The following is a 25,657-nucleotide window of genomic DNA, read 5'->3' as shown; positions in this document are numbered from 1 at the left end:
GGGTGCTAGCCAAAGCGTTGCTGGCTAGTTCTCCGAGCACTCGAAACGAGGAGGCGGGACCGTGGGCCGCATTCCGCCGCGACAGCTGTCGCAGGCTGGACCCGATCATGAGCATCCCGCCGCGACCGGCCGCTGGGCGATGCTCGCGGTGCTGTGCTGCAGCCTGCTGCTGGTCGCCATGGACGCCACGATTCTGAATGTGGCGCTGCCCTCGCTGATCGACCATATGGATCCCAGTCCGATGCAACAGCTGTGGATCGTCGACCTCTACGGCCTGGTGCTCGGCGGCCTGCTCATCACCTGCGGCGCGATCGGCGACCGCTACGGCCGCAAGCGCCTGTTCGTCGCCGGATTCGTACTCTTCGGCGCGGCCTCGGTGGTGGCCGCGATGGCGCATTCACCCGCGCAGCTCATCGCCGGGCGCGCACTGCTCGGGGTCGGCGGGGCCATGGTGATGCCGTCCACGCTCTCGCTGATTCGCAATATCTTCACCGATGATCATGAGCGCACCCAGGCCATCGGCATCTGGGCGTCGGTCGCGGGCGCGGGCGCGGCGATCGGCCCGCTGGTCGGCGGGCATCTGGTGGAGGCGTTCGGCTGGTCGGCGGCATTCTGGCTGAATGTGCCGGTGGTCGTGGTGACGGTGACCGCGGCGATCTGGCTGCTGCCGGAGTATCGGGCACCGCAGATCGGCAGCCTGGACTGGTTCAGCGCGATGCTGTCGGTGCTGGGCATCGTGGCGCTGGCGTGGGGCATCAAGCATGTGGCCAAGGGCAATCCGGCCGCGCTCGATCTGGTGATCCTGGTGGCGGCGGTGCTGTTGCTCGGGCTGTTCGCGTATCGGCAGTTGCGCTCTCCCGATCCGCTGCTGGATGTGCGGCTGTTCCGCAATCGCGCGTTCACGGCGGCGGCGCTGGCGACGCTGCTGGCCATGCTCGCCATCGGTGCGGCGCTGTTCCTGATCTCGTTGTGGCTGCAATACATTCACGGCTACACGCCGTCCGAGGCCGGATTGCGCACGGTGCCAGCGGCGATCGCGACGCTGCTGGGGTCGCTGTCCACGCCGTGGCTGCTGCGGCGGGTGGGCGTGCGGTTCCTGATGGGCTTCGGATTGGGTGCGCTGGCGGTGGGTTTCATTGTGCTGGCGGCCATTCCGACCACCACCTATCCGCTGGTCGCGTTGATTCTGGTGTGCCTGGGCATCGGTGACGGGGTGGCGATCACCACGGCCGCGGCGGTGCTGGTGTCGGCGGTGCCGCCGGAGCGGGCGGGCATGGCGGGGGCGGTGGAGGAGACCAATTACGAGCTCGGCATCGGCTTGGGCGTGGCGCTGCTGGGCAGTATTCACGGCCGGTTGTTCGTCTCGCATATGACGGAGCTGCCGTTGTCCGGGGAGCAGCTCGATACCGCGCGCGGATCGGTGGGCGGGGCGGCGTACGTGGCGGATCAGGTGGGCGGGGCGACCGGGGCGCAGGTGCTCGAAATCGCCCAGCACGCTTATGATTCCGCGCTCACCACCACCTCGTGGATTTCCGCGGGCTTGGTCGGGGCGGTCGCGGTGCTGACCGTGGTGCTGGTTCCGCGCGGCTTCACCGCCACCTCCGCGCACTGACCGAGCCCGGACGCTCACACCGGTTCTATGCGGAGTTCGCGTTCCACCACGCGGTGTGCGACCTCGGCCAGGGACAGGCTGTTGATGAAGGCGTAGCCGCGCAATCGGGCGTAGGCGTCGCCGATATCGATGCCGAGTTCTCCGCTGGTCATGGCCGCCGCCTGGTGAATCCATCGGCTGGACAGCGGTTGCGCCCACTGCCGGGCCTCGTCCCCGGAGGCGAGCACCAGGCTCGCGGTCACCAGATCCGCGATGTGCAGGGCGGCCGCGAGCAACCGCGGACCGGGCTTGCCGACGGTATCGCGATACAGGTCCACCGCACCGAGCGGCAGCGGTCCCAGCCGCAGCGGGACCGCGAACAGCGATCCGGAAACCGCAACGCCCGCAAGGGCTTCGGCGAATCCGGGCCAGCGCTCATATTCGGCGGTGAAGTCGGCGATCGTCACCGGTGTGCCGTGCGCCGACGCCGATACCGCGGGCCCCTCCCCCACCGTGGCCTGTGCCCGTTCCACCTGATCGGCGAATTCGTCACTGGCGCACCAGGGTTGCATACCGGCGTCGATCTCGTGCAGCACGATGGCGGCGCGCCGCACCGGCAGCACCCGCACGCACGCGTCGCAGACCGCCGTCAGCCCGCCGCCGGCGTCGCGAACCGCCCGCAGGAACTGCCCGGTCAGCTGATCGAACTGTGTACCCATCCCTCGAACCGCCCCACACTCATCGTTCCGCGAGGAGTAATTCGGTGCCCTGCGCCCATGGTCCCGTCACAGTCCCGCAACGAAAAGGGCCGAAAGTCCCACAGTGGCAGGCGATCAGTGCGATCGGTCGTCGCCGGGGGCGTCGGTGAAGCCGATGGCGGCGTGCGTGCCGTCGCAGAAGGGTTTGTTGCGGGATTCCCCGCAGCGGCACAGCGTGACGCGATTGCGGAGCTCGTAATCGGTGCCGTCGGCTGCGGTGACCTGGATACCGCCGCGCACCCAGTACGGGCCGCTCACGCTCTTGGCCGGATCTTCCACCAGGCCAATGGATTTGGGCAGTTCGGGTTCGTAGGCGGTGCGATCGGCGAGATTCCAGGCGATCAGGCGGCCGGACGGGCAGTCACCGGATTCGCGTTTGGTGGCCTCGGCGGCCTGCGCGCCGGGCTGTTCGACCAGGTTCCACACCTGGCCGTCGGCATCGCAGAAGCGGGCGAACGCGCAGAGCGGCTGGGCGTCGGTGAGCGTCACCTCCGGCCCGTCCTGTTCGGTGGCCTGCGCCAGATACGGTGCGCGCGTGGCCACTTCGGTGCCGTCGAAGCCGATCTTGGCGTGCGTGCCGTCGCAGAAGGGCTTCTTCGCCGAATGTCCGCACCGGCACAGGCTGTAGTTCTCACCGGGTGTGGTGACCGGATCGCCCTCGCGCCACTCACGCGAGTAGCCCTCGGCATCGGGGACGATGGTCTGCCGATTCAGCGGTACACCGCCGGTGACGCGGTACGGGCCGTTCTCGGTAACCCGAATCTGCATACGGGTTACTCCACCAGCACCGCTTCGGCGGGCTGGTGCGACACGCCGAGTCGGTACAGACCCCGCAGGTCATAGGTGTGGGTGGCGACGGCGCCGAGCAGCACGCCGAGCAGCAGGCCGAAGGTGGTCATCCACAGGCCGGTGCCCAGACCCGCCGACAGATGCCCGTCGAAGAACAGCAGCGACCGCACCGCCAGGTAGATCTGGTGCATGGGTTCGAAATTCGCCAGGAAGGCGATGTAGCGCGGCGTCGCCTCGATGGGAATGCTGCCCGAGGAGGACGGCAGGCCCAGCACCACGAACACGATCATATTGATGAGCAGACCCGCGGTACCGAATGCGGCCAGCACCGAGAGTCCGGTCACCGCGACGGCGGTAATGGCGAGCGTGCCGTACAGGAACAGCGAGAACGCGTGCTCGATCGGCATATCCAGCAGTTCGGCGATGCCCAGGAACACGCCCGAGGCGATCGGTGCGGTCACCGCGGCCATGGCCCATTTCACCAGCAGCGTGCGCCAGCGCGAGATGGCCACGGGTGCGATGTGCCGGTACCACGGACCGTATTCGGCGGGCACGTAACCGAGCACATTGTCGACCATGGCGTGAATGATCATGGCCCCGCTGAAGCCGACGAACAGCAGGATGAGGGTGTAGAAGAAGGCCGACAAACCCTGACCGGTGCCCTCGGGTAGCGGGTGGTACGGGCTCACCACCACATCGATGGGCTTGGCCAATTGCAACCGGGCCGCACCGCTCAACTCGGTCGGGGCAGCGCCCGGCGCGGGCGCGAGCTTCGCCTTCACCTGTTCGGTGAGCTGGGTGCCGACGGTCGTATTGACCTGCGCCATGGCCCTATCCGAGATGCGCTGCACGATCGAGGAGGCGTAGGTGCTGGCGCGCGGATTGGTGTGCACGGTGATCACCGGGCGCTCCACATCGCCGGGCACCACCGAGGCGGTGGCCAGAATGCTCAGCCGCTTGCTGAAATCGCTGGGAATCACGATCTCGCCGTAGACCTTGCCGTCGGCCAGCAGATGCTGTGATTCGCTGATGCCGACCACGTGCAGATCGATCTTGTCGGCCGGGATCTGCGCGATCAGCGCCTCGGCGATCTGATCGCCGATATTGATCGGCTTGCCGTCGAGAATGTCGCCGTCATCCTGATTGACCAGCGCGATCGGGAAATCGTGCAGATTCTTCTCCGGGTCCGAGGTGTACCCGAGGTACATGGTGCCCAGCAGCGCGGCGAGCAGCGTGATCACGAAGACGGGCGCGATCCAGCCGCGCAGCGGGACGCCGGGCTTGGTCGCGGGCGGAATCGCCGAGGGCGCGGGATCTTTCGGCACTGGCTCACTCCATTCGATACGGACACGCTCTGAAAGTCTTCGCCAAATGTAGGCACTGACAACAAAGTAGTCAATGCCAACATCTGCGGATGTGTCCTATATCCTGCAAGCACCATGTCCATAGCCAGTTCGCGCTCCTATCACCACGGCGACCTGCGGGCCGAACTTCTACGCCGCGCCGAGTCGCTGCTGCGCCGCTCCGGGGTCGACGGCCTGTCGCTACGGCAGCTCGCCCGCGATACCGGGGTCAGTCATGCCGCGCCGAGCAGGCATTTCCGGGATAAGCAGGCGCTGCTGGACGCGCTCGCGGCGGCCGGATTCGAACGCCTCGGCACCTCTTTCGAGCAGGCCGCGGACAACGGCACGCTGCTGGAGCGGATCACCGCGGTGGCACGCGAGTATCTGCGCTTCGCCATCGACAATCCGGAACTGCTGGCGGTGATGTTCGCGCGCAAGCAGCGACAGACCCCGGACATCCAGGCGGCGGTGGCGCAGGCGCTGGCCATGCCGATCGCCATGATCACCGACGGTCAGGAGCAGGGCGAGGTGGTGGCGGGCGACGCGCGGCGCATCTGCCTCTCCGCCATGGCAGCACTCCAGGGGCTCGCCACTTTCGTGGGTTCGGGTTTCGTGGCGGCCGAGGATGCCGACGGATTATTTGAAGAGACCGTGACCCACATGTTGGACGGTTTGCGTCCCCGTCGCTGAAGAACGGGCTCGACACCGCTACCTTTGATGCGGACCACCGCATACGACGACAATCGAAGGCGGGCAGTGACAACCGAGGGCGGGCAGTGACAACCGGAGCCGGGCAGTGACCATCGCGGGCAGGCAGTACGGCGGGCGCGCCGTCACCGAGCGCAAAGCCGAACGGCGGCAGCGGTTTCTCGACGCCGCGATCCAGATCTTCGGCGAACGCGGGTATGCCAACTGTTCCCTCGCCGATGTCTGCGCCGCGGCCGGACTCTCCAAACGGCAGTTCTACGAGGAGTTCACCACTCGCGAGGACGTACTGGTCGCCGCCTACGACCAGATTCAGGACGAGGCGACGGCCGCGCTCGCCGCGGCGCTGGGCACCCTCGGACCGGATCCGGATCCGATCGATACCGTAACCCTGGTGCTGTCCGCCTTTCTCGGTTCGGTCGGCTCGAACCCGCATCGGGCCAAGGTCGCCTTCGTGGAGGTGGTCGGGGTCAGCCAGGCCATGGAGGAACATCGCCGCGCCCGCAGGCACGCCTGGACACTGGTCATCCGGCACGCGCTGGAACCGCTCGCCGGACCGGGCGCGCGCATTCGCGGCAATCCGGAGATGGCGGGCAGCGCACTCATCGGCGCGGTCAACGGCCTGGCGCACGAATGGCTGCTGTCCGATCCGCGGCCCCCGGTCAGCGAACTGGTGGACATGCTTGTCCCCATTGCGGTTTCGCTGATCATCAGAGACTGAGACCCGAGGTCTGTCCGCCGACCCCCCTACATCAGCTGGCGCATGAAGTACGTGTACTCGAGCGCGTTGGTGTGTGCCTTCTCGTCATTGTTCGCGCCCGCGCCGTGTCCGCCCTGGGTGGCCTCGTAGAAGAAGTACGGGTCACCCAGCGCGGCTAGTCGGGCGGCGAATTTACGCGCGTGCTGCGGTCCGACGCGATCGTCCTTGCTGGTCGTCCAGACGAACGGCTCGGGATACTTCACCCCGGACTTCAATCGTGCGTAGGGCGAGATGGATTGGAGGAAGGCGCGTTCCTCGGGCACCGACATGGACCCGTACTCGCCCACCCAGGACGCGCCCGCCGCGATCTGCTCGTACCGCTCCATATCCAGCAGCGGTATCTGGATATCCACGGCGCTCCACAGTTCCGGATGCTGGGTGAACTGCACGCCCATAAGCAGCCCGCCATTGGAGCCGCCCTGAATCCCGAGATGGCGCGGCGTACTGATATTGCGGGCGATGAGATCGTCCGCCACCGCGACGAAATCGTCGAAAGCCTTCTGCCGCTTGGTCTTCAGCGCGGCCTCATGCCAGGCCGGACCGTATTCGCCGCCGCCGCGAATATTGGCGATGACGTACGCCCCGCCGTGTTCCAGCCACGATTTGCCCAGCAGCCCGTTGTAGCCGGGCGTGGACGAGAGCCCGAATCCGCCGTAGGCGTTCACGATGGTCGGGGTGCTGCCGTCGTATTTCATATCGGCCGCGTGCACGATGAAGTACGGCACCTTGGTGCCGTCCGCGGAATCCGCCTTCAGCTGCTCCACCACGAAGCGGGACGAATCGAACCGCGCCGGTGCGGATTTCACCGGAACCAGGCGGCCGCTCGCGGCATCGAGACTCCACAGCGTGGAGGGTGTGAGCGGTGAGGTGACCGAGAGGTAGGCGGTCTCACCGCGCGAATCCGCGTCCACGCCATAGACGGTCGCGTTATCGGGCAGGGGCACCGGGGCGTTCGTCCACGAGCCGTCCGGCTGCGGGGTGTAGACGGTGGCGCGGCCCTTCACGTCGTACAGCGAGGTCACGATCGCATGCCCGCGCGTGGTCATGACCGACTGGAACGCCTCCTGCGGGCCGGGGATGTACACCACCCGCGCCCGCAGATCGTCCGGATGCCGCGCCATCTCATCGGCATCGAGGGAGATCAGCGAACCGGATTGGAAGCTCACCCCGCCGGTGGTCCAGTCGTCCTTCAGCTGCACCAGCACCCGATTGCCGACCATGCCCTCCAACTCGGACTTCGGGGGCAGTGCGAGCCGGACGGGTTTGCCATCGACGAGCAGGTTGAACTGCGCCTCGAAGAACGAGGGACGGCGCACGATCATGCTGACCCGATGGCCGTCACCGCCGTCCAGCACCTGCGGCGCGGTGCCCAGCCCGTCGGTGGGATCACCGCGCAGCACCTCGTCGGCCTGATCCAGCGGCTGCCCGCGCTGCCAGCTCTTGACGATGTACGGATAACCCGAGGCGGTCTTATCCCCCGGCTGCCATTCCCGCGAGATCAGCAGGGTGTCGTTGTCCGCCCACGAGATGTACTGCTTACCGCGTTCGAGACTGAACCCGCCGGGGACGAATTGCCCGGTGCCCCGGTCGAATTCGCGCACCGTGACCGCGTCCTCACCGCCCTCGGACAGGCTCACCAGGCAGCGCGTGCCGCGACCGGGCGCGCAATTCATGCCCTCCCACACCCAATTGCGCCCCTCGGCCGCGGCCAGCGCGTCGAGATCGAGCACGGTCTTCCACCGTGGTTGCGGGGCCTCGTAATCGGCGGGGGTGGTCTCGCGCCAGATACCGCGCTGATGGTCCCCGTCCTGCCAGAAATTGCCGATCGCGCCGTCCCGGAACTCGGGCGAGGGAAGTCGATCCGGGGCATTGGCGAGCGCTTTGGCCTGCGTGAAATTGTCGGCGTATCGCGGGTCCTGCTCCAGCACCCCGAGCGTCTTGGTGTTCTCGGACTCGACCCAGGACCGCACCCGCGGCGAATCCAGTTCCTCCAGCCATTGGAACTCATCCCCCGAGCTCCCCGATCCGGCGCAGCCCGCGAGGACCACGGCGACCGCCGCGACTATCGCACCCCGCCGGCCGATTCGGTTCCGGCCCGCGCCCACCGTGAATCTGCCTGCACGAGCCATGAATCCCCCGTTTCATGATCATGCGCCCGCCCCGGGCGAAGCGTCGAAGGGCAGACTACCGCGCGCAGCCGACACTTTCACCGGGCCGGGAGGCCGCCGTCGCATCGAGGTTGTCGGTGCCGGGCGGCAAGATCGGATCAGGTGCCGGGCCCGAACAGCGCGGCGGAGAGGGTGCGATGACGACCGAGGACGAATGGTCCGTTCCCGCGCAGTGGTGCGCGAAGGCGGAACCGTTCCGGGGGCGGAATACGGTGCGGGCCCGGGAGATCCCGGCCGGTGCGACGGCGAAATTGGCCGCGGTGCTGGCCCGATATCGCCCGCGGGTATGGGACTGGCTGGAGGTGCCGCCGCAGGGTGAATTCGGCGCGGCGGTGGCGGCGGCCAAGGGATACATCCAGGCACCGGATGCCCCGGTCACACCGTTGGCCGCGGCGGTGGTGTGGGCACTGGCGGACTACGACCTGCGGCACCGCGAGGATGAGCGCACCCATATGCGGGAGTGCTTCCTGGACAGCTGGATTCAACGGCACGGACCGGTCTTCACGGCCGAGACCGTGGTGTGGAGTCGTGGCATCGTGGTGGATCGCCGCCGGTCCGGCGAGGGCTGGCTGGCCGCCGTACTCGAACTCGCCGCGCCGGACGATCCCAATCTGATCGGTTTCGACTATCTGGCGCAGAGTCTGCGGGCGCACCTCGCGGACATCCCGGACGACGAGTATCAAGCTGTGGTGCAACGGCTTTCGGAACTACGCGCGGATCCGGGCACGGTGTGGGCACGGCTGGCGTGCACCTATCTCGTTCCCGATCAACAGGACTGGCTGGAGGTGGATCTCGCGGCCGACGGTCAGGGACCGCGCAGTCGCGCCCGGACCATGCTGTCCTCCTGCCTGACCACCGAAAACCAGCTGCACCGATTCCTGGAGGTCACGGGTCCGCCGGTGTACAGCCCGGATTCGCAGCGGTACAGCATGCTGACCCAGGTCGGCCCCGCCGTGCTGCCGATGATCACGCAGCAGTTCGACTGGTCGGCGGGCAATAACTGGACCGAGGACATCAAAATGCTGTCCGGCGTGCTGTCGCACGCGCCGACCGATGCGGCCTATCAGGCGCTGCTGAACCGGATCGACAACAAACATGTCGCGGCCGCGCTGGACAAGGCATCGGCCCGCTATCCACGCCGCGCCATGCGACTGCTGTCCCGCCAGGCCGCCGAGCTGGCCACCCCGCTGGTGGTCCGGACGCTGCGGTTGCACACGGCGGCGTACCCGGATCTGGTCACCGAATACGCTGTGGCCGAGGCGCTTCCGTTGCTCGAGAGCACCAAGCGGCTGCCCGACGCCGATGCCGCGGCACTCCCGCCCGCGCTCACCGGTGAACCGCCGAAGAAGACACCGAAACCGCCGAAATGGCTGGTGCCCAACCTGTTACCGCAGCTCAGGCTGCGCGCCGCGGATACGGTGCTGCCGGAAACCGCTGCCACCCGGTTCATTACGATGCTGATCGCGTCCGGCAGCGATAATGATCACCCCGGGATCGACGAGGTGAGCGCGGTCGTGGAACCCGCCGCGCTGGCCGAATTCACCTGGGCAATCTTCGATGCGTGGCAGCTGGCCGCCTATCCGGCCAAGAACGGCTGGGTGCTGCACGCGCTGGCGCTGACCGGCAATGACGACACCGCGCGCCGCCTGGTCCCGTATATCAATGCCTGGCCGGGTAAGTCCGGGAGCGCACGGGCGGTGGAGGGGCTGCGGGTGCTGGCCGCCATCGGCGGTGAGATCGCGCTCATGCACCTGCATGCCATTGCCGGGAAGACCAAGTACGACAGCCTGCGCACCGAGGCCGAGAAGCAGGTGGCGGCCATCGCCGAACGGCTCGGGCTGGGCGAGGAAGAGCTGGCCGATCGGGTCGTCCCGCATCTGGGCCTGTCCGCCGACAGCACGCTGCGGCTGAACTACGGGCCGCGCGAATTCGAGGTCGGCCTGGATCATGAACTGCGGCCGAGTATTTCGGCGGGCGGCCGGTCCCTGCGCAGCATGCCCAAACCGGCCGCGGCCGATGATCCGGAGCTCGCGCCGGTGGCCTATCAGTCCTTCCGCGATTTCGCGAAGGAGCTCAAGGCGGTCACCACCGATCAGCTGCGGCGTTTCGAGGCGGCCATGGTGGACGGCCGCCGCTGGCGCGCGCCCGCCCAGCGCACCATGATCATCGAGCATCCGGTGCTCGGTCAGCTCGCGCGGCGGCTGGTGTGGGCGATCTTCGCGACCGATGGGACGGTGACCGGCTCGTTCCGGGTCGATCAGGACGGCACCCTCGCCGATATCGACGACGAACGCCTCGAACTACCGGCGGACGCCCACGTCGGCATCGCGCATCCGCTGCATCTCGGCGACGACCTGGAACGCTGGCGGGAGGTATTCACCGATTACGAACTGCTGCAACCGTTCGAGCAGCTGGAGCGGCCGGTGTACCGGTTCACCCCGCAGGAGGCGGCCTCGAACGAACTGCCGCGCTTCGTCGATCGCAGGGTGCCGACCGGCAAGCTGTATGGCCTGCGCCAGCGCGGCTGGGAGTTGGGGTACTCCGCGCTGTCCCGCCGGTTCGGGGTGAACCGGCAGGTCATCGTCTCGGTGAGCCCCGGCATCCAGGGTGGCTACAGCTACGAGGCCGAGGAACAGGTCATCGTCTCGGTGCAGTGCGGGGGCGGTGAGTTCGGCGAACTCGACGCGCTCACCGCCTCCGAACTACTGCGTCAGCTGGAGCGATTGGCGGCGTGAGCGCCGGCGCGGCGGCCGAAGAACGATCCCGCGCCGAGCTGGGTGCCGCTGGAGTAACCCTTACCGTCCTGGGCCAGGGTCGCCGCGGTGGCGCCCGCCGCGTACAGGCCGGGAATCGGTGAACCGTTCTCGTGCAGCACTTCTCCGTCCACGGAGGTGTGCAGTCCGCCCAGGGTGAAGCCCGCGTACAGTGCCTTGCCCAGGGTCAGGTTGAACGCGGCCCACGGCCCCTTGTCCTGCGGTGCGAGCCAATCCGGGTACTTATGGAAATCCGGATCCTCGCCCCGCGCGGCATGCTCGTTGTACCGGTCCAGGGTGGCTTGCAGTGCCGCATAGGGGATTCCGAGCGCCTCGGCCATTTCCTCGACCGTCTCCCAACCGTCGATGAACGGGGCGAGCGGGAACATCGGGCGTTCCATATGTTCGGAGTCGACGATCAAATACGCTGCCGCGCCGGGCTGTTCGAGCACGAACGCGGAGGTGCGCGAGTGGTACGAGTCCTCGGCGACGAAACGCTTGCCTTCCTTGTTCACCACCAGTCCGGTGAGCAGGATCGAGGGCGGGTACACCGGCGCGGTCACGAACGCCTGGTCCATATTCCGGGCGCTGCCGCCCGCCGCCAGGCCCAGCCGCAGCCCGGTCCCGTCGTCGTAGGTGGTGCCGAGCACGAACGGCTTCTCGGCCAGCCAGGGCACGTTCTCGGCGACCATATCGGCGTTCATGACGAAGCCGCCGGTGGCCAGGACCACCGAATTCGTCCGCACCGCACCGGTTTCGCCGGGGCGTCGCCAGCGCACGCCGACAATGCCGCCCGCGGCGTCGGCGACCAGATCGGTCACCCCGGTCTCGTACCAGACCTCCACACCCAGCGCCGCGGCCCGCTTCACCAGCAGTTCGATCACCATGGCCGCGCCCTGGGTATCGCCGGGCACCGGCACCTTATGCCCGCGCGGTGCGGGGACGGCCTGCTCGCGGTACGGCCACACCTTCTCGTTGCCGGTGTACATCAGCCCCTGCGTGCCGGGCTGGATGACCGCCTTCTCCGGGTAGTAGCTGCGCTCGAATTGGAAGCCGAGCCCTTCCAGCCAGTCGAAATGTTCGATGCTGCCGTCGCAGTAGGCGCGGATCTTCTCCGGTTCCGGTTCGCGCGCCACCGAGAGCAGGTACTTGTACATCTCCTCGGCCGAATCCTGCTGTCCCGTGGCCTTTTGCACCGCGGTACCGCCGCCGAGGTAGAAGTGCCCACCGGCCAGCGCGGTGGTGCCACCGGCCACGGCGGCGCGTTCCAGGATCAGCACCCGCGCACCGCGCGCGGCGGCCTCGACCGCGGCGCAGCCACCGGCGATGCCGAATCCGGCGACCACCACGTCATATTCGGCGGTCCATTCGGTAACCGACTCCACCGCGACGACTTCCGGCGCTCTCGTGCTCACAGCGCACCCTTCTTGATCTGTTCGAAGAACATTCGCATATTCGCCCCGACCTCGGCGAGTTCGATATAGGGCACCCCGGCGGCCGCGCCGTCGAGGTAGGCGAAGCGCATCTGCCCGCCCATATTTCCCTGCTGCACCACGTCGATGCCCTGCGCCGCCGCGTCTTTCAGCGTGGCGTCGAAGTCCGCGGGTTCGGTGCAGACGTGATGCAGACCCGGGCCGCCGCGCTCCAGGAATTCGGTGTAGATGGAGTCGCCGCGCACGGGCTGGATCAGCTCGTACTGCATATCGCCGTTATAGGCGAGGGAGATGTGCGCGGTGAAATCCGTGGGCTCGCCCCGGTAGGTGCAGGCGTCCGGGCCGAAGTGGATATCCGGCATGCGCGTCCATTTGCCGGCGCCGAGCGCGGCTCCCAGGAACTCTTCGCTCCGCGCCACATCCGTGACGACCCAGGCGATCTGGGTTATCGGTCCTGTCGACAGCATTGTCGTATTCACTCCTCCGTGCCACTTCTTCGGAGCCTAACCCGAATTCGGCGGGGCGACCCGGACAAGAACGAAGGCCCGGTCCATGGGACCGGGCCCTCCGAAATCGGTGCGATCATGCTGTCTACGCGATGGCCTTGCGCATCGTCTTGATGGTGCGGGCGGTGATCACCATGAGCACGGTGATGACCGAGACCATGAGCACGGTGGACAGCCACACCATGGTGCTGATCGGCAGCTGGTAGGCGAGCACGACGCGCACCGCGGCCTCACCGAAAAGTCCCGCGCCCCAGAGCAGGGCGATGTTGATGTGGGTGCGCCGGGCGGTCGGGTTGGTCTCGAAGGCGTGCTCCACCGCGGCCAGCTTCTCCGGCGCTCCGGCCAGCGCCTTGCGCACCGCGGCGTAGGTGAGCGGCTTGCCGATCAGCGCGCTGATCAGGAACGCCAGGCCGATGGCGGCGGTGCCGAAGGAGTCGCGGACGATCATGATGCGCGGGTCGCCGCTGATCAGCGAACCGACCAGGCCGACGACGAAGCCGATGAGCACGATGACGGCGATGGGATCCAGCTTGCGCGCCTTGACGGCCGGAATGAGCACGGTCGCCGCCGAGGCCACCGCACCGCCGAGCAGTGCGACGAAATCGGAGTACCCCAGCCAGTGCAGCAGGAAGTAGATCGCCATCGGAATCGCGATATCCCGGGCGATGGGGGCGAGCATGCGGCGCATGGCCGGGCCCTGAGCCGAGTTCGGTGCGGTGGCCGTGGTGGTTTCGATGGCGGTCATAGCGGTTGCTCCCCTGTGGTTTCGACTGTGCGCTACAGGAAATGACGCTACGGAGATTCGGCCCCCGGCAGATCTGCCAACCATCACGACCCCGGCATGACAACTGTCATGTCTGTCGGATTACGCGTGCGCGGACTCGGCCTCGTGAATGTGTCCGATGAGGCTGGTCAGCGCCTTGGGCAGGCGCGGGCCGCCGACGGCGAGCAGATCCAGGCCGCTGTCCGCGAGGGCGGTTGTCATGGTCTGGTAGGCGCGCACACCGCGCGGTGTCGGGAAGACCAGCACGCGGCGGCGGTCGGTGTCGTCGACCCGGCGGTGCACCAGATTCTCGGCGATCATGGCGTCGATGAGCCGGGTCAGGCTGGCCCCGGTGAGCAGGGCGGCCTCACCCAACTGCGACATGGAACGACCTTCGCCGTCCGCGACCGCGGCCAGCACATGCCAGCGGCCGACCGAGGTGTCACCGACGCACGCCGCGATGGCGCGATCCAATTCCTGTGCGGCCAGGCGCACCAGTCGCGCCAACTCCACCAGGGTGGTGGGGGCGGTGCTATTGTCCACCTCAGCACTATATACAACGCCGTTCGGATTTCCATGGGCCACTTCACTTCTCGCGATGACCGGTCGACGGTGGATATCGCGCTCGTGATTCCGCTGAGCGGTTCCGCGGGCATGTTCGGGCCGTCCTCGGAGGCGTGCGCCACCCTGGCCGTCGAGGACATCAATGCCGCGGGCGGCATTCTGGATCGTCCGGTACGGCTGCACGTGGTGAATTCCGGTGCGCCGCTGTCGCAATTGGCGGAGCAGGTCGGGCGCATGGTGGACGGCGGCGCGATCGACGGTGTGGTGGGCTGGCATCTGTCCAATGCGCGCAAGGTCATCACCCCGCGTACGGCGGGCCGGATTCCGTACGTGTACACCACGTTCTACGAGGGTGGCGAGGATTCCGACGGCGTCTACATGGTCGGCGAGACGCCCGATCAGCAATTGTTCCCGGCGCTGCGCTGGTTGCGCGCGGAGTCGGGTATCCGGCGCTGGTGCGTGATCGGCAACGACTATGTGTGGCCACGGGAAACCGCGCGGGCCACAAAGGAATTCACCGTCGGGACGGATATCTCGGTGGTAGGGGAAGCCTATGTTCCGCTGGGCAGCCGCCGGTTCGGCCGCGCGCTCGACCTCATCCGGAACTCGCCCGCCCAGGGTGTGTTGCTCTTCATGGTCGGCTCGGACTGCGCCGCCTTCAATCGCGCGTTCGCCCGCGCCGGGCTCGATGACGGGCGGCTGCGGCTGTCCATGATGATCGGCGAGGATGTGCTGTACGCGGGCGGCCCGGACAGCACCCGCGGATTGCACACCGCCTCCGGCTATTTCGAGAGCGTGGTGACCCCGGAGGGGATGGACTTCGGCAGCCGCTATGTGCGGCGCTTCGGTCATTACGCACCGGCGCTGAACAATATCGGCGAATCCTGTTACGAGGGACTGCTGTTGTTCGCCTCGCTCGCCGAGGCCGCGCGCAGCCTGGACCCGCGGGCGATCGAAAGGCATGCGGCGCGGGTCAGTTACGGCGGACCGCGCGGTGAGGTGCGAGTGCGCGGTGCGCACACCACCCAGCCGGTCTTCCTCGCCGATGCCGACGCGCTCGAGTTCAGCGTGCTCGCCGAGCTCGATACCCGTTCCGCCACTCCGTAATACGAATTTCACCCGCCGGATTCGCCCCGGAGACACGGACGGCTTTGTATCGTCTCCATACGGAATAGGTTCATTTGAAAATAATGAGATGAGAGGTCATGCCCCTCTACGAGTTCCGCTGTCGCGACTGCGGCAGCTTCGATCGCAGCTTCAGCATGGCCGCGGTGCCCGATGCCGCGGACTGTCCGGAATGCGCGGGCAGCAGTCGGCGGCAGGTGGGCGGCGGCGCGTTCGTACGACCGGGCTCCGCCGCCGCCCGGCTCATCGACGCCACCACCCGCACCGCGAGCGAACCCGCCGTGGTGGGGGCTCCGGCCGGGCGTTCGCGCGCACCGGTGACCCGGAATCCGTTGCATCGCAAGCTTCCCCGCCCCTGACATCGAAGGAGTCCCATGCCCGAGTTGTTGTTCCCCCTCGATTCCCGCAAGAAGTTCACCGAGCAGCGGTTCGTCGGACACAACCGCTGGCACCCCGATATTCCGGCCCCGGTCACGGTCAAGCCGGGCGATGAGTTCCGGGTGCACGTGCGCGAATGGTTCGACGGCGCTATCCACAATGACGATTCCGCCGAGGATGTGCTGAACGCGCCGCTGAGCACGGTGCACTGCCTGTCCGGGCCGTTCGCGGTGGAGGGTGCGCGGCCGGGTGATCTGCTGATCGTGGACATCCTCGATATCGGCCCCATCCCGCAGGAGGATTCGGGACCGCTGGCCGGTCAGGGCTGGGGATACACCGGCATCTTCCCGACCGATAACGGCGGCGGTTTCCTCACCGAGCATTTCCCGGACGCGTACAAGGCGATCTGGGATTTCAGCGGCCACACCGCCACCTCCCGGCATGTGCCCGGGGTGAAGTTCACCGGCATCATGCATCCCGGACTGATGGGCACCGCGCCCTCGGCGGCGCTGCTGTCCAAATGGAATGCCCGCGAAGGCGCGCTGATCGCGACCGATCCGCTGCGGGTGCCGCCGCTGGCGCTGCCGCCGGAACCGCGCGACGCCATCCTGGGTTCGCTCACCGGAGGCGAATTCGACCGTGCCGCGGCCGAGGCCGCGCGCACCGCTCCCCCGCGCGAGAACGGCGGCAACCAGGACATCAAGAACCTCACCCGCGGCAGCCGCGTCTTCTATCCGGTGTTCGTGGACGGCGCGAAACTCTCGGTCGGCGATCTGCATTTCTCCCAGGGCGACGGTGAGATCACCTTCTGCGGCGCGATCGAGATGGGCGGCTTCATCGATCTGCGCGTGGACCTGATCAAGAACGGTATGGAGCTCTACGGCGTCAGCGAGAACGCCATCTTCATGCCCGGCAACGAGGGCCCCAATTACACCGAATACCTTGCCTTCTCGGGCACCTCGGTAACCCTGTCCGGCGAACAGCGCTACCTCGACTCCCAACTCTCCTTCGAACGCGCCTGCCTGCACGCCATCGACTACCTCACCAAATTCGGCTACTCCCCCGAACAGGCCTACCTGCTGCTCGGCGCGGCCCCCATCGAGGGCCGCTTCTCCGGCGTCGTCGACATCCCCAATTCCTGTGCCACCGTCTACATTCCGACCGCCATCTTCGATTTCCCCATCGCGCCAACGGCTTCCGGCCCGGTGCGCATCGATCCCGGCATGGGAGCCCCTCACGCCACCCGTTGAATCTCGCCCGAGTTGGCGGCGGATTCCAGCGAGACGCCCTTGGTCTCGGGTGCGCCCCAGACACAGATTCCGAAGCCGACCGCGGTCAGGGCCGCGGCGGCCAGGAAGGTGGGGCCCATACCGAAGTGGTCCAGGGACCAGGGCAGCAGATAGGTGCCCAGGGCCGCGCCGATGCGGCTGACCGAGGTGGCGACGCCGACGGCGGTGGCTCGAATGTGGGTGGGGAACAACTCGTTCGGGTAGGTCCAGTCCAGCACGTTCGGGCCGCCGCAGAAGAAGGCGTAGAGGCAGAGCATGAAGAAGCCCAGCAGGGCGGGCATGGTGGGCCAGACGCCGATGAACAGCACCGGCAGGATCATCAGGCCGAAGCACCAGACGATGACGGGGCGGCGGCCGACGGTATCGATCAGGCGCATGGCGGGCAGGCAGCCGATCAGGAAGACCAGGCTGATCAGGGCGGTGCCGAGGGTGTCCATCCAGGTGCCCTCGGGCATGCCGAAGGAGGACAGGATCTGCGGGCCGAAGGTCAGCATGGCGAACAGCACCGCCACCTGACACAGGAAGAAGCCGCAGCAGAACACGATTCGCTTGCGGTAGCGCGGGGAGAACAGCTCGCGCAGGGAACCGTGCGATTTATCGGTGCTGTCCACCTCGATGAGGTCGGCCGGATCCACCCGCACGTGCAGGTATTTCTCGACCATATCCGCGGCCTTGGCGGATTTGCCGTGCTGCGCCAGCCAGCGCGGCGACTCCGGCGCGGTGCTCTGCCGGACGACCAGGAAGAACGCGCACAGCACCGCACCGCTCGCCAATTGCCAACGCCAGCTGCCGTTTCCGCCGAAGGTCAGCAGCAGATAGCCGACCACGTACGCCAGCACCGACCCCATATACCAGGCCACGATCTGGAAGCCGAGTAGCTTGCCGCGCTGTTTGACCGGGAGCCACTCCCCCAGCAATGACGTGGCGATCGGATAGTCCGCCGCCACCGCCATCCCCAGGATGAAGCGCAAAAGCACGATGAGCCAGGTGGATTCGGCCCAGAACGACAGAATCGAACAGGCCGCCATCACCACCAGGTCGGCGGTGTACATGACCTCGCGGCCGATCTTGTCGGTGAGCACCCCGAACAGCGCACCGCCGACGAACATCCCGACCAGCGCCGCGGCCCCGATCAACTGGATATCCCCGGTGCTCAAATCCAATTCCGCGGTCATGCCGATGAGCGCGGTTCCGACGATGCTGAGGATGTAGCCATCCAACATCGGCCCGCCCGAGCACGCGATGGCGAGCCGTTTATGGAAGCCGGTGAAGGGCGCCTCGTCGATGACCGTGCTCATCCGACCTCCTCGGCAATGCATCGACAAGCCATTAGCGAATAATTGGCAACCTTTGGCGAACGTACCCGCCCACGGCGGCCCGAAACCCGGCTGGCACGCCACCTCGGCGATTCGATCCGGGGCCGCTATCCGGGCGGTGGTGGGCCGCACGGCGATATGATCAGCGCGATGGCGCAGCACGATTCCTCCGGGGTGCGGCTCGCGGAACTGGTCGCATCCCTGTCGCTGGCGACCGATCTCGGTCTCGGTCAGCCGGAACAGCACGTACTGCGCCAGACCGTGATCGCCACCCGATTGGCCGCCGCGGCCGGATTCTCCGAGGAACAGCGCGCCGCCACCTTCTATGTCTCACTGCTGGCCTGGGTCGGCTGCGTCGCGGATTCGCACGAAATGGCCGCCTGGTTCGGCGATGACCGGCAGATCCGGGCGGACAGCTACGCGGTCGACAAATCGGGCCTGCCCATGCTGACCTTCCTGCTGGGTCATCTCGGTCCGGGCCTGTCCCCGCTGCGCCGGATGACGCTGGCCGGCCGCTTCCTGTCCGGCGGCATCCGGGACGCCATGCATTCGTTCGTCACGCACTGCGAGACCACCGCGGCTATCGCCGACCGGCTCCGCCTGCACGCCGAGGTCTGCGCGGCGCTGCCGCAGGCATTCGAACGCTGGGACGGTAAGGGCGTACCGCTCGGACTCTCCGGCGCGCAGATCACGCCCGTGATGCGGGTGGTGCAGATCGCCGACGATGCCGAGGCGTTCTGCCAATTGGGCGGGAGCACAGCGGCATTGGAGGTACTGCGGGAACGCGGCGGCACCGAGTTCGATCCGGAACTGGTGGAACTCTGCGCGCGCGAACCCGAAATCCTGGACGGCATCGCCACTTTCGATGCCTGGCAGACGGTCATCGACGGCTGCGCACCACTGGATCGGTCGATTCCGGAGGACGAACTCACCGAGATGCTGCGCACCTTCGCCGACTACGCGGACCTGAAAGCCCCCTGCTTCCTTGGACATTCGAGCGCGACCGCCGCATTGGCCGCCGCGGCGGCCCGGGTCCACGGATTGCCGGAGGCCGAGGCGATCGAGGTGGAGCGCGCCGCGCTGGTCTGCCGCCTCGGCGTGATCGGCGTATCCACCGGCATCTGGAACAAACCCGGCGCGCTCTCGCCCTCGGAGTGGGAGCGGGTGCGCATGGTGCCCTATCTGACCGAGCGCATGCTGTCCCGCAGCGCCGGGCTGCACCGGCTCGGGACGATCGCCGGAATGTGCCACGAACGCATGGACGGCTCCGGCTATCCGCGCGGATTGTCCGGTGCGGCACTGCCTTTCGCCGCGCGCCTGCTCGCGGCGGCACAGACCTATCAGGCGCTGGGCGAGGATCGCCCGCATCGTGCGGGGCTGCCCGCGGCCGAACGCGCGACGCTGCTGCGGGACGAGGTCGCCGCCGGCCGACTCGATGCCGAAGCCGTGCGGGCGGTGCTGACCGCCGCCGGACAACAGCCGCCGCGCCGGACCGCACAGGTCGCCGGACTCACCGCCCGCGAGGTGGAGGTGCTGTGCCTGCTGGTGCGCGGACACTCCAATAAGCAGATCGCACAGCGGCTTTCGATCACGCCGCGCACCGTCGGCACCCATGTCGAGCACATCTACACCAAGATCGGGGTGACGGCCCGTGGCGCGGCCGCCATGTTCGCCATGCGACACGGCCTGATCAGCGCGGACGACGCAAAGATCGGGTGAACACCCGATGTGACGACGCGCGCGGGCTCGTAGAAAAAGAGTATGACCACAACAGCCCACACCCCCGAAACCGAAACCGGCTGGCCCGTAGCGGGTCTGCTACTCGAAGCGCTCACGCGGCGCGACTTCACCGCGCTGTCCGCCTGCCTCACCCCCGACGTCCGCTTCCGCGGACTGATCCCACCCGGCCCCTTCGACACCGCGGGCGCGGCGGCCGCCGAGACCCGCTTCCGGAATTGGTTCGGCGGGACGGACGCCTTCGAGGTCCTCGATGCCACCGCCGGACGCCTCGGCGACAAGCTCTACCTGCGCTGGCGCGTGCGCATGATCGACGACGCGGGGCAGGCCCGCATTGCCGAACAGCACGTCTTCGCCACCGCCGGTGACCACATCGGCGCACTCGATCTGCTGTGCTCGGGCTGGAATCCGGAGTAGTACCCGGCCATCGCCACCGCCGCGGAATTCGGGTACCGTCCGAGATACCTATTCAACGAGTTGCATAAGAGGTGGCGATGAACTCCTTCCGCAAGGCCGTGGAAGCCCGTGATGAGCAGGCGATCGAGGCGCTGCTCGCCGATGATGTGGTGTTCACCAGCCCGGTCGCCTTCAAGCCCTATCCGGGCAAGCCGGTGACCGCGGCGATCCTGCGCGGGGTGCTGCGCGTCTTCCAGGATTTCGAATACGTGCGCGAGATCGCCGATGCCAACGGCCGCGATCACGCCCTGCTGTTCGAGGCCACCGTGGACGGCAAGAAGATCAACGGCTGCGATTTCCTGAAGTACGACGAGCACGGCAAGATCGTCGACTTCATGGTGATGGTGCGCCCGCTGTCGGCGGCGCAGGCGCTGGCCGCGGCGATGGCCGGGCAGTTCGAGCGGATTCAGCAGGAAGCGGCCGCGCAGATCGCCCGCGAGGCAGGCGCGTAATACGTTGTGCCGCTCAGGTGTTGCGCTCGGGAATCTGCTCGAGCGCCCACCGCGCCCACTCCTGATTCATGGTGGCGAATCGCTCGCCCCATTCCATCGCGATGCGGCCGTAGACGGACAGATCGCTATCGTCCCAATCGACGTTCGCGCCCAGCTCGTGTAGTTCGGACTGGGCGTTCACGTACAGCTCGTCGACATCGGTCAGATACGCGCGCGCCTGCGCCCGGCTGACCTGTCCGAGGAAGAACACCCGCATCAGCATCTCGTTGCGCGGTTGCCGCTTCGGCCGGGTGTCGGTGAGCCATTCCCGCAGCTGTTCGAGCCCGGTCTCGGTGATGCTGTATTCCTTACGCCCGCGCGCGCCCTCGTCCGACACCTTGATCAGTTCGGCGTCGGCGAGCTTGGTGAGCTCGGTGTAGATCTGGCTCTGGGTGGCGGGCCAGACCTGGCCCAGCGAGATCTTGAACCGCCGGAGCAGGTCGTATCCGCTCGAGGGCTCTTCGGCCAGCACACCGAGGAGGGCAAATCGAAGGCTCATGAAAATCATCGTACATTCCACTATTGACATGTCGATACCGGAGGTTCTAACTTCGACATGTCAGTTTAGGAATGTCACCGAGGAGCTTTCGAAGTGTCCTACTTGCGCACCTTCGCCCCCTGGATCGTCTACGCGGTGATCCCCTCCGAGTACTGGAAGTGGGCCGCGCTCATCGCCTTCGGCATTTCCGCCGCCACCGTCGTCCGGCAGACCCGCGCGGGCCAGGCCCTGGACGCCCAGCTCATCGATATCGGCTCCGCGGTGTTCTTCGCGGCGCTGACCGTACTGGCCTTCGTCAATCCCGATACCGCACTGCACCCGTACTCGCCCGCACTATCCTCTGGCGTGCTCGCGCTGATCGCGGGAATCTCACTGGCACTGCGCAATCCGTTCACGCTGCCGATCGCGAAGCAGACCACGCCACCCGAACTGTGGGACAACCCGGTCTTCATTCGCACCAGCTACATCATCACCTCGGTGTGGGCGGCGAGCTTCGCCATCGGCTGCGTGGCGCTCGCACTGCTCGCGCACACCGACGGCCCGCGCACCATCGTGCAGATCGCGGCCTTCGTTATCCCGGTCGTATTCACCCTGCGCTATGTCGCGTACATCCAGGGTAAGGCCCGCAAGATGGCGGATCCGGCATGACCATGAGCCCGCCGCATATGGCCGGGAACTACGCACCGGTCACCGAAGAGCTGACCGCGCGCGAACTTTCGGTCACCGGCCGCATACCGCCCGAACTCACCGGCTGGTATCTGCGCAACGGCCCCAACCCGCACGACGCCGCCTCCGGGCACTGGTTCACCGGTGACGGCATGGTGCACGGGGTCCGGCTCGACGGCGGCCGCGCCGTCTCCTACCGCAATCGCTGGGTGCGCACCAGCACCTTCACCGATGGTGCGAGCCCCTACGGCGCGGACGGCTCCCGCGATCTGACGGCGGGCGTGGCCAATACCCATGTCATCCGCCATGCCGGACACACCCTCGCACTGGTGGAATCGTCCCTGCCCTACGAATTGACGACCGAACTCGACACCGTCGGCCCCTACGATTTCGACGGCGCACTGCGCACCGCCATGACCGCGCATCCCAAAACCTGCCCGCGCACAGGCGAATTGCACTTCTTCGGCTACGAGGTGACCGGCGAGCCGTACCTCACCTACCATCGCGCCGACGCGAATGGCGAACTGCTGCTGAGCCGTCCGATCGATGTGCCCGCCCCGACCATGCAGCACGATTTCGCGCTGACCGCCGCACACGTCGTATTCCTCGATCTCCCGGTGGTTTTCGACCGGGAGGCCGCCATATCCGGCGGTATGGCCTTCCGCTGGAGCGATGACTATCGGGCGCGACTGGGTGTGCTGCGGCGCGACGATCCGCACGGCGCGATCACCTGGTTCGAGATCGCGCCCTGCTATGTCTTCCACACCCTCAACGCCTTCGACGAGGGCGACCGGGTGATCCTGTACGCCATGCGCTATCCCGAACTGTGGCGCACCGGCTCGGACACCTTCACCGAGGCGACACTGTGGCGCTGGACCATGGACCTGACCACCGGCACCGTGCGCGAGGAGCAGATCGACGACCGCGCGGCCGAATTCCCGCGCGTCGACGACCGGTTGCTCACCCTGGACTCCAGATTCGGGCACGCCACCGTCTCCGGGAAATCCCGCCTGACCGGCGCGGGCGGCGCACTGGTGCGCTACGACCTGCACACCGGTGCGCACACCGCGCACGAATTCGCCGGCGGACTGGTCCCCGCCGAAGCCGTATTCGCCCCGGCCGATGAAACACTCACCGGCAGCGGCTATCTCATGACGTACGTCTACGACCACGGCACCGACCGCAGTTCGCTGACCATCCTGGACGCCGCCGATATGACGGCCCCGCCGGTCGCCATCATCCAGCTGCCGCAACGGGTTCCGTACGGCTTCCACGGCAGCTGGCTGCCGGATCCGAAGCCCTAGGCGCTGCCGCTGAAAATGCCCTTGCAGGTCACGCCGGACTCGCCGCTCAGACTCATGGCCGAACCGACGGTGGCGCAGTCGCGCGGCCCGCCATTGACCGAGCCCAGGGCCAGCCCGGTCGGTGAGAGCGCCGAACCGGCGTCGAGGCCCTCGGCCAGCGGCACCGCGCGACTCGCACCGCCACCCGCGATCACGAAGCAGAGGCTCACCGCCGCAACACCTTCGGCGAGCAATAGCCCGGCACGGGACACCGACATGGGTTTTCTCCTGTTCACGCACGCGGACCGAGAGGTCGGCGTGCGCGGAACTGTACCCGAGCGCGTCGCCGCGCAACCTCGGTCCGAGCTGTGAATTCGCTTTGAAGGCTCGGCGCGCATCGGATTCGGCGACCGGGTACGGTTCGCGAAACCCGTTCCGGCACTGCGGCTCTGTTCGAGGTCGAGATCGTGACCGCGAACGACGAGTGACTGGAGTGCAGGAATATGGCTGATCTGCGGGGCCGCACGGTCGTCGTGACCGGGGCGAGTTCGGGTATCGGCGCGGCCGCCGTACGCCGCTTCGCCGACCTCGGCGCACGTGTCGTGGTGGTCGGGCGATCACCGGAACAGACGCGCGCGGTGGCCGAATCCATCGACGCCGAACACCATATCGCCGACTACGCCCGGCTGGACGATGTGCGCGAACTCGCCGAGAAGCTCGCCGACCGCCCGATCGACATCCTGGCCAATAACGCGGGCGGGGTCTTCAGCGGGCGGCGCCTGACCGCCGACGGGCACGAAATGTCCTTCCAGGTCAATCATCTCGCGCCGTTCCTGCTCACGAATCTGCTGCTGCCCGCCCTCGACGGCGCACGCGTCATCAATACCGGCAGCGTCGCATATCGCACCGGCACACTCGATCTGAACGATCCGGACGCCGTGGGCGGGCACCGCGCCTACGGTGCGGCCAAACTGGCGCTGCTGCTGTTCACCCGCGAATTGGCGCAGCGCGCACCGCGACTCACCGCGAGCATCTTCCATCCCGGCGGCATCGGCACCGGTGTCATGCGCGAAACCCCGATCCTGGGCCGCCTCATGATCATCGGCCGCCACGTACTGCCCACCCCGGACACCGGCGCGGCCCCGATGATCCACCTGGCGACGGTCGAGGACCCCGCGACGATCAACGGCGCGTATTTCAACAAGCTCCGCCGCCAGGAACCCACCCACAAACAGGTCACCGATCCGGCCGTCGGCCGCGAACTCTGGGAGCTCTCGGCCCGGCTCACCGGGCTGACGGCCGAGTAGCGGGTCAGGTATCGCGCCGCGCGCGGGCGCGGCGCTTGCCCTCGTGCATGGCCTGGACGCGGGCGACCGGGATGGTGTGACCGTGTTCGATCAGGTCGGCGGGCAGCGTCTGCGGATCGGGCATCTGCTCGGCCCAGGGATCGCGATCGCCGAGTTGTTTCGTGGCGGTGCGAATCGTGAAGTCGCGCGGGTGGATCTGCCCGAGATCGGACCACGCGATCGGGAAGGACACCGTGGCCCCCGGCCGAATGCGGGGGCTGTAGGCCGCCACCACCGTCGCGCCGCCCGCGCGGGTGGAGTCCAGGAAAACCTTGCCGCCCCGGTCTTCTCGAATGAACGCGGTGGTGGCCAGCGCCGGATCGAGTCGCTCGGCGCGGACCGCGATGGCGCGGGTGGCGGCGGCCGCGTCCTCGATATTCACGTCCCGGACCGGGACGAAGATGTGCACGCCTTTGGCCCCACTGGTTTTCACCGCTCCCGCGAGTCCGTCGTCGGCCAGGGCCTGGCGAATCAGCTCGGCCGCGCCGACCACCTGATCGAACGGCTGGTCCGGGGCCGGATCGATATCGAGCACGAGATGCGTTGGGCCACCGGCATAGTCGACGAGCTCCTCGGCGAGCAACAGCGTCACGTGGTATTCCACCGCGCGTTGATTGCCGAACCAGAGCAGCGTGCGCAGGTCATCGCAGAGCGCGTAGGAGATCTCACGCTTGGAGCTGTCCGCCCACATCGTCTTACGCGGCACCCACTCCGGGGTGTACTTGGGCAGATTCTTCTGCATGAACGGCTCCTGCCCGGGCCGCACCCGCACCACCGACAGCGGCCGGGCACGCAGATTCCGCACCAGCCGCTCCCCCACCGCCTCCAGGTAGTCGATCAGCTCACCCTTGGTGGCGTCCGCGCCATCGAACAGCGGACTGTCCAGACTGCTGAACTTCAGACCGTCGCGAACCCCGTCACCCATGGCCCCACCCTGC

The 25,657-nt window shown here is 67.4% G+C and carries 25 protein-coding genes; 13 read left to right on the top strand and 12 right to left on the bottom strand.

Annotation, left to right across the window (positions count from 1 at the left end; translation table 11 throughout):
• Positions 1-61 precede the first annotated feature (61 nt).
• The gene (locus ACFVUS_RS36025; protein WP_387777144.1) at positions 62-1,612 is read left to right on the top strand and encodes an MFS transporter; all 1,551 of its coding nucleotides are present in this window, start codon (positions 62-64) and stop codon (positions 1,610-1,612) included.
• Between the two features lie 14 nt (positions 1,613-1,626).
• On the opposite strand, the gene ACFVUS_RS36020 is transcribed toward ACFVUS_RS36025, so the two are convergent.
• From ACFVUS_RS36020 to ACFVUS_RS36010, 3 genes are all read right to left on the bottom strand, one after another.
• On the bottom strand, positions 1,627-2,310 hold the full coding sequence (locus tag ACFVUS_RS36020) for a GAF and ANTAR domain-containing protein (protein ID WP_387777141.1): 684 nt from the start codon (positions 2,308-2,310) through the stop codon (positions 1,627-1,629).
• 114 nt (positions 2,311-2,424) lie between these two features.
• Positions 2,425-3,117, bottom strand: coding sequence for a CDGSH iron-sulfur domain-containing protein (locus ACFVUS_RS36015; protein WP_387777138.1), 693 nt, complete (start codon positions 3,115-3,117; stop codon positions 2,425-2,427).
• A gap of 5 nt (positions 3,118-3,122) precedes the next feature.
• The gene (locus ACFVUS_RS36010) at positions 3,123-4,463 is read right to left on the bottom strand and encodes a DUF3533 domain-containing protein (protein WP_387777135.1); all 1,341 of its coding nucleotides are present in this window, start codon (positions 4,461-4,463) and stop codon (positions 3,123-3,125) included.
• Positions 4,464-4,577: 114 nt separating this feature from the next.
• Between ACFVUS_RS36010 and ACFVUS_RS36005 the strand changes: the two genes are divergently transcribed.
• Both ACFVUS_RS36005 and ACFVUS_RS36000 read left to right on the top strand, forming a co-directional pair.
• A complete protein-coding gene (locus ACFVUS_RS36005; RefSeq protein ID WP_387777132.1) occupies positions 4,578-5,171 on the top strand; it encodes a TetR/AcrR family transcriptional regulator in 594 nt (197 codons plus the stop codon).
• Positions 5,172-5,277: 106 nt separating this feature from the next.
• Positions 5,278-5,907, top strand: a complete 630-nt coding sequence (locus ACFVUS_RS36000) for a TetR/AcrR family transcriptional regulator (protein ID WP_387777129.1) — start codon at positions 5,278-5,280, stop codon at positions 5,905-5,907.
• Positions 5,908-5,933: 26 nt separating this feature from the next.
• On the opposite strand, the gene ACFVUS_RS35995 is transcribed toward ACFVUS_RS36000, so the two are convergent.
• Positions 5,934-8,075, bottom strand: a complete 2,142-nt coding sequence (locus ACFVUS_RS35995; protein WP_387777126.1) for a prolyl oligopeptidase family protein — start codon at positions 8,073-8,075, stop codon at positions 5,934-5,936.
• Between the two features lie 176 nt (positions 8,076-8,251).
• Here ACFVUS_RS35995 and ACFVUS_RS35990 point away from each other — a divergent pair, with 176 nt between their 5' ends.
• On the top strand, positions 8,252-10,849 hold the full coding sequence (locus ACFVUS_RS35990) for a DUF4132 domain-containing protein (protein ID WP_387777123.1): 2,598 nt from the start codon (positions 8,252-8,254) through the stop codon (positions 10,847-10,849).
• Here the strand turns inward: ACFVUS_RS35990 and ACFVUS_RS35985 are convergent.
• The 4 genes from ACFVUS_RS35985 to ACFVUS_RS35970 form a co-directional block, all read right to left on the bottom strand.
• Positions 10,825-12,282, bottom strand: a complete 1,458-nt coding sequence (locus ACFVUS_RS35985; protein ID WP_387777120.1) for an FAD-binding protein — start codon at positions 12,280-12,282, stop codon at positions 10,825-10,827. The two genes, ACFVUS_RS35990 and ACFVUS_RS35985, sit on opposite strands and share 25 nt — an antisense overlap.
• Complete coding sequence (locus tag ACFVUS_RS35980) at positions 12,279-12,767, bottom strand: VOC family protein (RefSeq protein WP_387777118.1); 489 nt, start codon at positions 12,765-12,767, stop codon at positions 12,279-12,281. The genes ACFVUS_RS35985 and ACFVUS_RS35980 overlap by 4 nt, the downstream gene beginning before the upstream one ends.
• Positions 12,768-12,891: 124 nt before the next feature.
• Complete coding sequence (locus ACFVUS_RS35975; protein ID WP_387777115.1) at positions 12,892-13,551, bottom strand: VC0807 family protein; 660 nt, start codon at positions 13,549-13,551, stop codon at positions 12,892-12,894.
• A 120-nt stretch (positions 13,552-13,671) separates the two neighbouring features.
• Positions 13,672-14,112, bottom strand: coding sequence for a MarR family winged helix-turn-helix transcriptional regulator (locus tag ACFVUS_RS35970; RefSeq protein ID WP_387777112.1), 441 nt, complete (start codon positions 14,110-14,112; stop codon positions 13,672-13,674).
• Positions 14,113-14,145: 33 nt separating this feature from the next.
• Between ACFVUS_RS35970 and ACFVUS_RS35965 the strand changes: the two genes are divergently transcribed.
• The 3 genes from ACFVUS_RS35965 (at position 14,146) to fmdA (ending at position 16,886) form a co-directional block, all read left to right on the top strand.
• Positions 14,146-15,240, top strand: coding sequence for a substrate-binding domain-containing protein (locus ACFVUS_RS35965; RefSeq protein WP_387777109.1), 1,095 nt, complete (start codon positions 14,146-14,148; stop codon positions 15,238-15,240).
• Between the two features lie 98 nt (positions 15,241-15,338).
• On the top strand, positions 15,339-15,617 hold the full coding sequence (locus tag ACFVUS_RS35960; protein WP_387777106.1) for an FmdB family zinc ribbon protein: 279 nt from the start codon (positions 15,339-15,341) through the stop codon (positions 15,615-15,617).
• A 15-nt stretch (positions 15,618-15,632) separates the two neighbouring features.
• Positions 15,633-16,886 (top strand): formamidase, encoded by a 1,254-nt coding sequence (gene fmdA, locus ACFVUS_RS35955; protein ID WP_387777103.1) that lies wholly within the window; start codon positions 15,633-15,635, stop codon positions 16,884-16,886.
• Here the strand turns inward: fmdA and ACFVUS_RS35950 are convergent.
• Positions 16,871-18,223 carry an MFS transporter gene (locus ACFVUS_RS35950; protein WP_387777100.1) on the bottom strand — a complete coding sequence of 451 codons (1,353 nt, stop codon included), beginning with the start codon at positions 18,221-18,223 and terminating at the stop codon, positions 16,871-16,873. The two genes, fmdA and ACFVUS_RS35950, sit on opposite strands and share 16 nt — an antisense overlap.
• A 168-nt stretch (positions 18,224-18,391) precedes the next feature.
• Here ACFVUS_RS35950 and ACFVUS_RS35945 point away from each other — a divergent pair, with 168 nt between their 5' ends.
• From ACFVUS_RS35945 to ACFVUS_RS35935, 3 genes are all read left to right on the top strand, one after another.
• Complete coding sequence (locus tag ACFVUS_RS35945) at positions 18,392-19,960, top strand: HD domain-containing phosphohydrolase (protein ID WP_387777097.1); 1,569 nt, start codon at positions 18,392-18,394, stop codon at positions 19,958-19,960.
• Positions 19,961-20,002: 42 nt separating this feature from the next.
• Positions 20,003-20,395, top strand: coding sequence for a nuclear transport factor 2 family protein (locus tag ACFVUS_RS35940; protein WP_387777094.1), 393 nt, complete (start codon positions 20,003-20,005; stop codon positions 20,393-20,395).
• Positions 20,396-20,472: 77 nt separating this feature from the next.
• The gene (locus ACFVUS_RS35935) at positions 20,473-20,886 is read left to right on the top strand and encodes a nuclear transport factor 2 family protein (RefSeq protein ID WP_387777091.1); all 414 of its coding nucleotides are present in this window, start codon (positions 20,473-20,475) and stop codon (positions 20,884-20,886) included.
• A 13-nt stretch (positions 20,887-20,899) separates the two neighbouring features.
• Here the strand turns inward: ACFVUS_RS35935 and ACFVUS_RS35930 are convergent, their stop codons facing one another.
• Complete coding sequence (locus ACFVUS_RS35930; RefSeq protein ID WP_387777088.1) at positions 20,900-21,424, bottom strand: PadR family transcriptional regulator; 525 nt, start codon at positions 21,422-21,424, stop codon at positions 20,900-20,902.
• Positions 21,425-21,517: 93 nt separating this feature from the next.
• Between ACFVUS_RS35930 and ACFVUS_RS35925 the strand changes: the two genes are divergently transcribed.
• Together ACFVUS_RS35925 and ACFVUS_RS35920 are read left to right on the top strand one after the other, a co-directional pair.
• A complete protein-coding gene (locus ACFVUS_RS35925) occupies positions 21,518-22,072 on the top strand; it encodes a hypothetical protein (RefSeq protein WP_387777085.1) in 555 nt (184 codons plus the stop codon).
• Entirely contained in the window at positions 22,069-23,394 is a 1,326-nt protein-coding gene (locus tag ACFVUS_RS35920; RefSeq protein WP_387777082.1) for a carotenoid oxygenase family protein, read from the top strand. Before ACFVUS_RS35925 ends, ACFVUS_RS35920 begins: the two co-directional genes overlap by 4 nt.
• On the opposite strand, the gene ACFVUS_RS35915 is transcribed toward ACFVUS_RS35920, so the two are convergent.
• Positions 23,391-23,651, bottom strand: a complete 261-nt coding sequence (locus ACFVUS_RS35915; protein WP_364639060.1) for a hypothetical protein — start codon at positions 23,649-23,651, stop codon at positions 23,391-23,393. The two genes, ACFVUS_RS35920 and ACFVUS_RS35915, sit on opposite strands and share 4 nt — an antisense overlap.
• Positions 23,652-23,876: 225 nt before the next feature.
• Here ACFVUS_RS35915 and ACFVUS_RS35910 point away from each other — a divergent pair, with 225 nt between their 5' ends.
• A complete protein-coding gene (locus ACFVUS_RS35910) occupies positions 23,877-24,680 on the top strand; it encodes an SDR family NAD(P)-dependent oxidoreductase (RefSeq protein ID WP_387777079.1) in 804 nt (267 codons plus the stop codon).
• 4 nt (positions 24,681-24,684) lie between these two features.
• Here ACFVUS_RS35910 and ACFVUS_RS35905 read toward each other — a convergent pair whose 3' ends face one another.
• Positions 24,685-25,644: a DNA polymerase domain-containing protein gene (locus ACFVUS_RS35905; RefSeq protein ID WP_387777076.1), complete on the bottom strand. Its 960-nt coding sequence runs from the start codon at positions 25,642-25,644 to the stop codon at positions 24,685-24,687.
• Between the last annotated feature and the right edge of the window lie 13 nt (positions 25,645-25,657).

The organism is Nocardia sp. NPDC058058 (assembly GCF_042885355.1).
Lineage (GTDB): Bacteria > Actinomycetota > Actinomycetes > Mycobacteriales > Mycobacteriaceae > Nocardia.
The sequence above is the reverse complement of the archived record's forward strand: the minus strand, read 5'-3'. Positions and strand labels throughout refer to the sequence as shown.

Bases quoted from the DNA above. Each gene is read 5' to 3' on its own strand.
- ACFVUS_RS36020 (WP_387777141.1), bottom strand. From the start codon at position 2,310: ATGGGTACACAGTTCGATCAGCTGACCGGGCAGTTCCTGCGGGCGGTT.
- ACFVUS_RS36015 (WP_387777138.1), bottom strand. From the start codon at position 3,117: ATGCAGATTCGGGTTACCGAGAACGGCCCGTACCGCGTCACCGGCGGT.
- ACFVUS_RS36005 (WP_387777132.1), top strand. From the start codon at position 4,578: ATGTCCATAGCCAGTTCGCGCTCCTATCACCACGGCGACCTGCGGGCC.
- ACFVUS_RS35995 (WP_387777126.1), bottom strand. From the start codon at position 8,075: ATGGCTCGTGCAGGCAGATTCACGGTGGGCGCGGGCCGGAACCGAATC.
- ACFVUS_RS35990 (WP_387777123.1), top strand. From the start codon at position 8,252: ATGACGACCGAGGACGAATGGTCCGTTCCCGCGCAGTGGTGCGCGAAG.
- ACFVUS_RS35980 (WP_387777118.1), bottom strand. From the start codon at position 12,767: ATGCTGTCGACAGGACCGATAACCCAGATCGCCTGGGTCGTCACGGAT.
- ACFVUS_RS35975 (WP_387777115.1), bottom strand. From the start codon at position 13,551: ATGACCGCCATCGAAACCACCACGGCCACCGCACCGAACTCGGCTCAG.
- ACFVUS_RS35965 (WP_387777109.1), top strand. From the start codon at position 14,146: ATGGGCCACTTCACTTCTCGCGATGACCGGTCGACGGTGGATATCGCG.
- ACFVUS_RS35960 (WP_387777106.1), top strand. From the start codon at position 15,339: ATGCCCCTCTACGAGTTCCGCTGTCGCGACTGCGGCAGCTTCGATCGC.
- fmdA (WP_387777103.1), top strand. From the start codon at position 15,633: ATGCCCGAGTTGTTGTTCCCCCTCGATTCCCGCAAGAAGTTCACCGAG.
- ACFVUS_RS35950 (WP_387777100.1), bottom strand. From the start codon at position 18,223: ATGAGCACGGTCATCGACGAGGCGCCCTTCACCGGCTTCCATAAACGG.
- ACFVUS_RS35945 (WP_387777097.1), top strand. From the start codon at position 18,392: ATGGCGCAGCACGATTCCTCCGGGGTGCGGCTCGCGGAACTGGTCGCA.
- ACFVUS_RS35940 (WP_387777094.1), top strand. From the start codon at position 20,003: ATGACCACAACAGCCCACACCCCCGAAACCGAAACCGGCTGGCCCGTA.
- ACFVUS_RS35935 (WP_387777091.1), top strand. From the start codon at position 20,473: ATGAACTCCTTCCGCAAGGCCGTGGAAGCCCGTGATGAGCAGGCGATC.
- ACFVUS_RS35930 (WP_387777088.1), bottom strand. From the start codon at position 21,424: ATGAGCCTTCGATTTGCCCTCCTCGGTGTGCTGGCCGAAGAGCCCTCG.
- ACFVUS_RS35920 (WP_387777082.1), top strand. From the start codon at position 22,069: ATGACCATGAGCCCGCCGCATATGGCCGGGAACTACGCACCGGTCACC.
- ACFVUS_RS35915 (WP_364639060.1), bottom strand. From the start codon at position 23,651: ATGTCGGTGTCCCGTGCCGGGCTATTGCTCGCCGAAGGTGTTGCGGCG.
- ACFVUS_RS35910 (WP_387777079.1), top strand. From the start codon at position 23,877: ATGGCTGATCTGCGGGGCCGCACGGTCGTCGTGACCGGGGCGAGTTCG.
- ACFVUS_RS35905 (WP_387777076.1), bottom strand. From the start codon at position 25,644: ATGGGTGACGGGGTTCGCGACGGTCTGAAGTTCAGCAGTCTGGACAGT.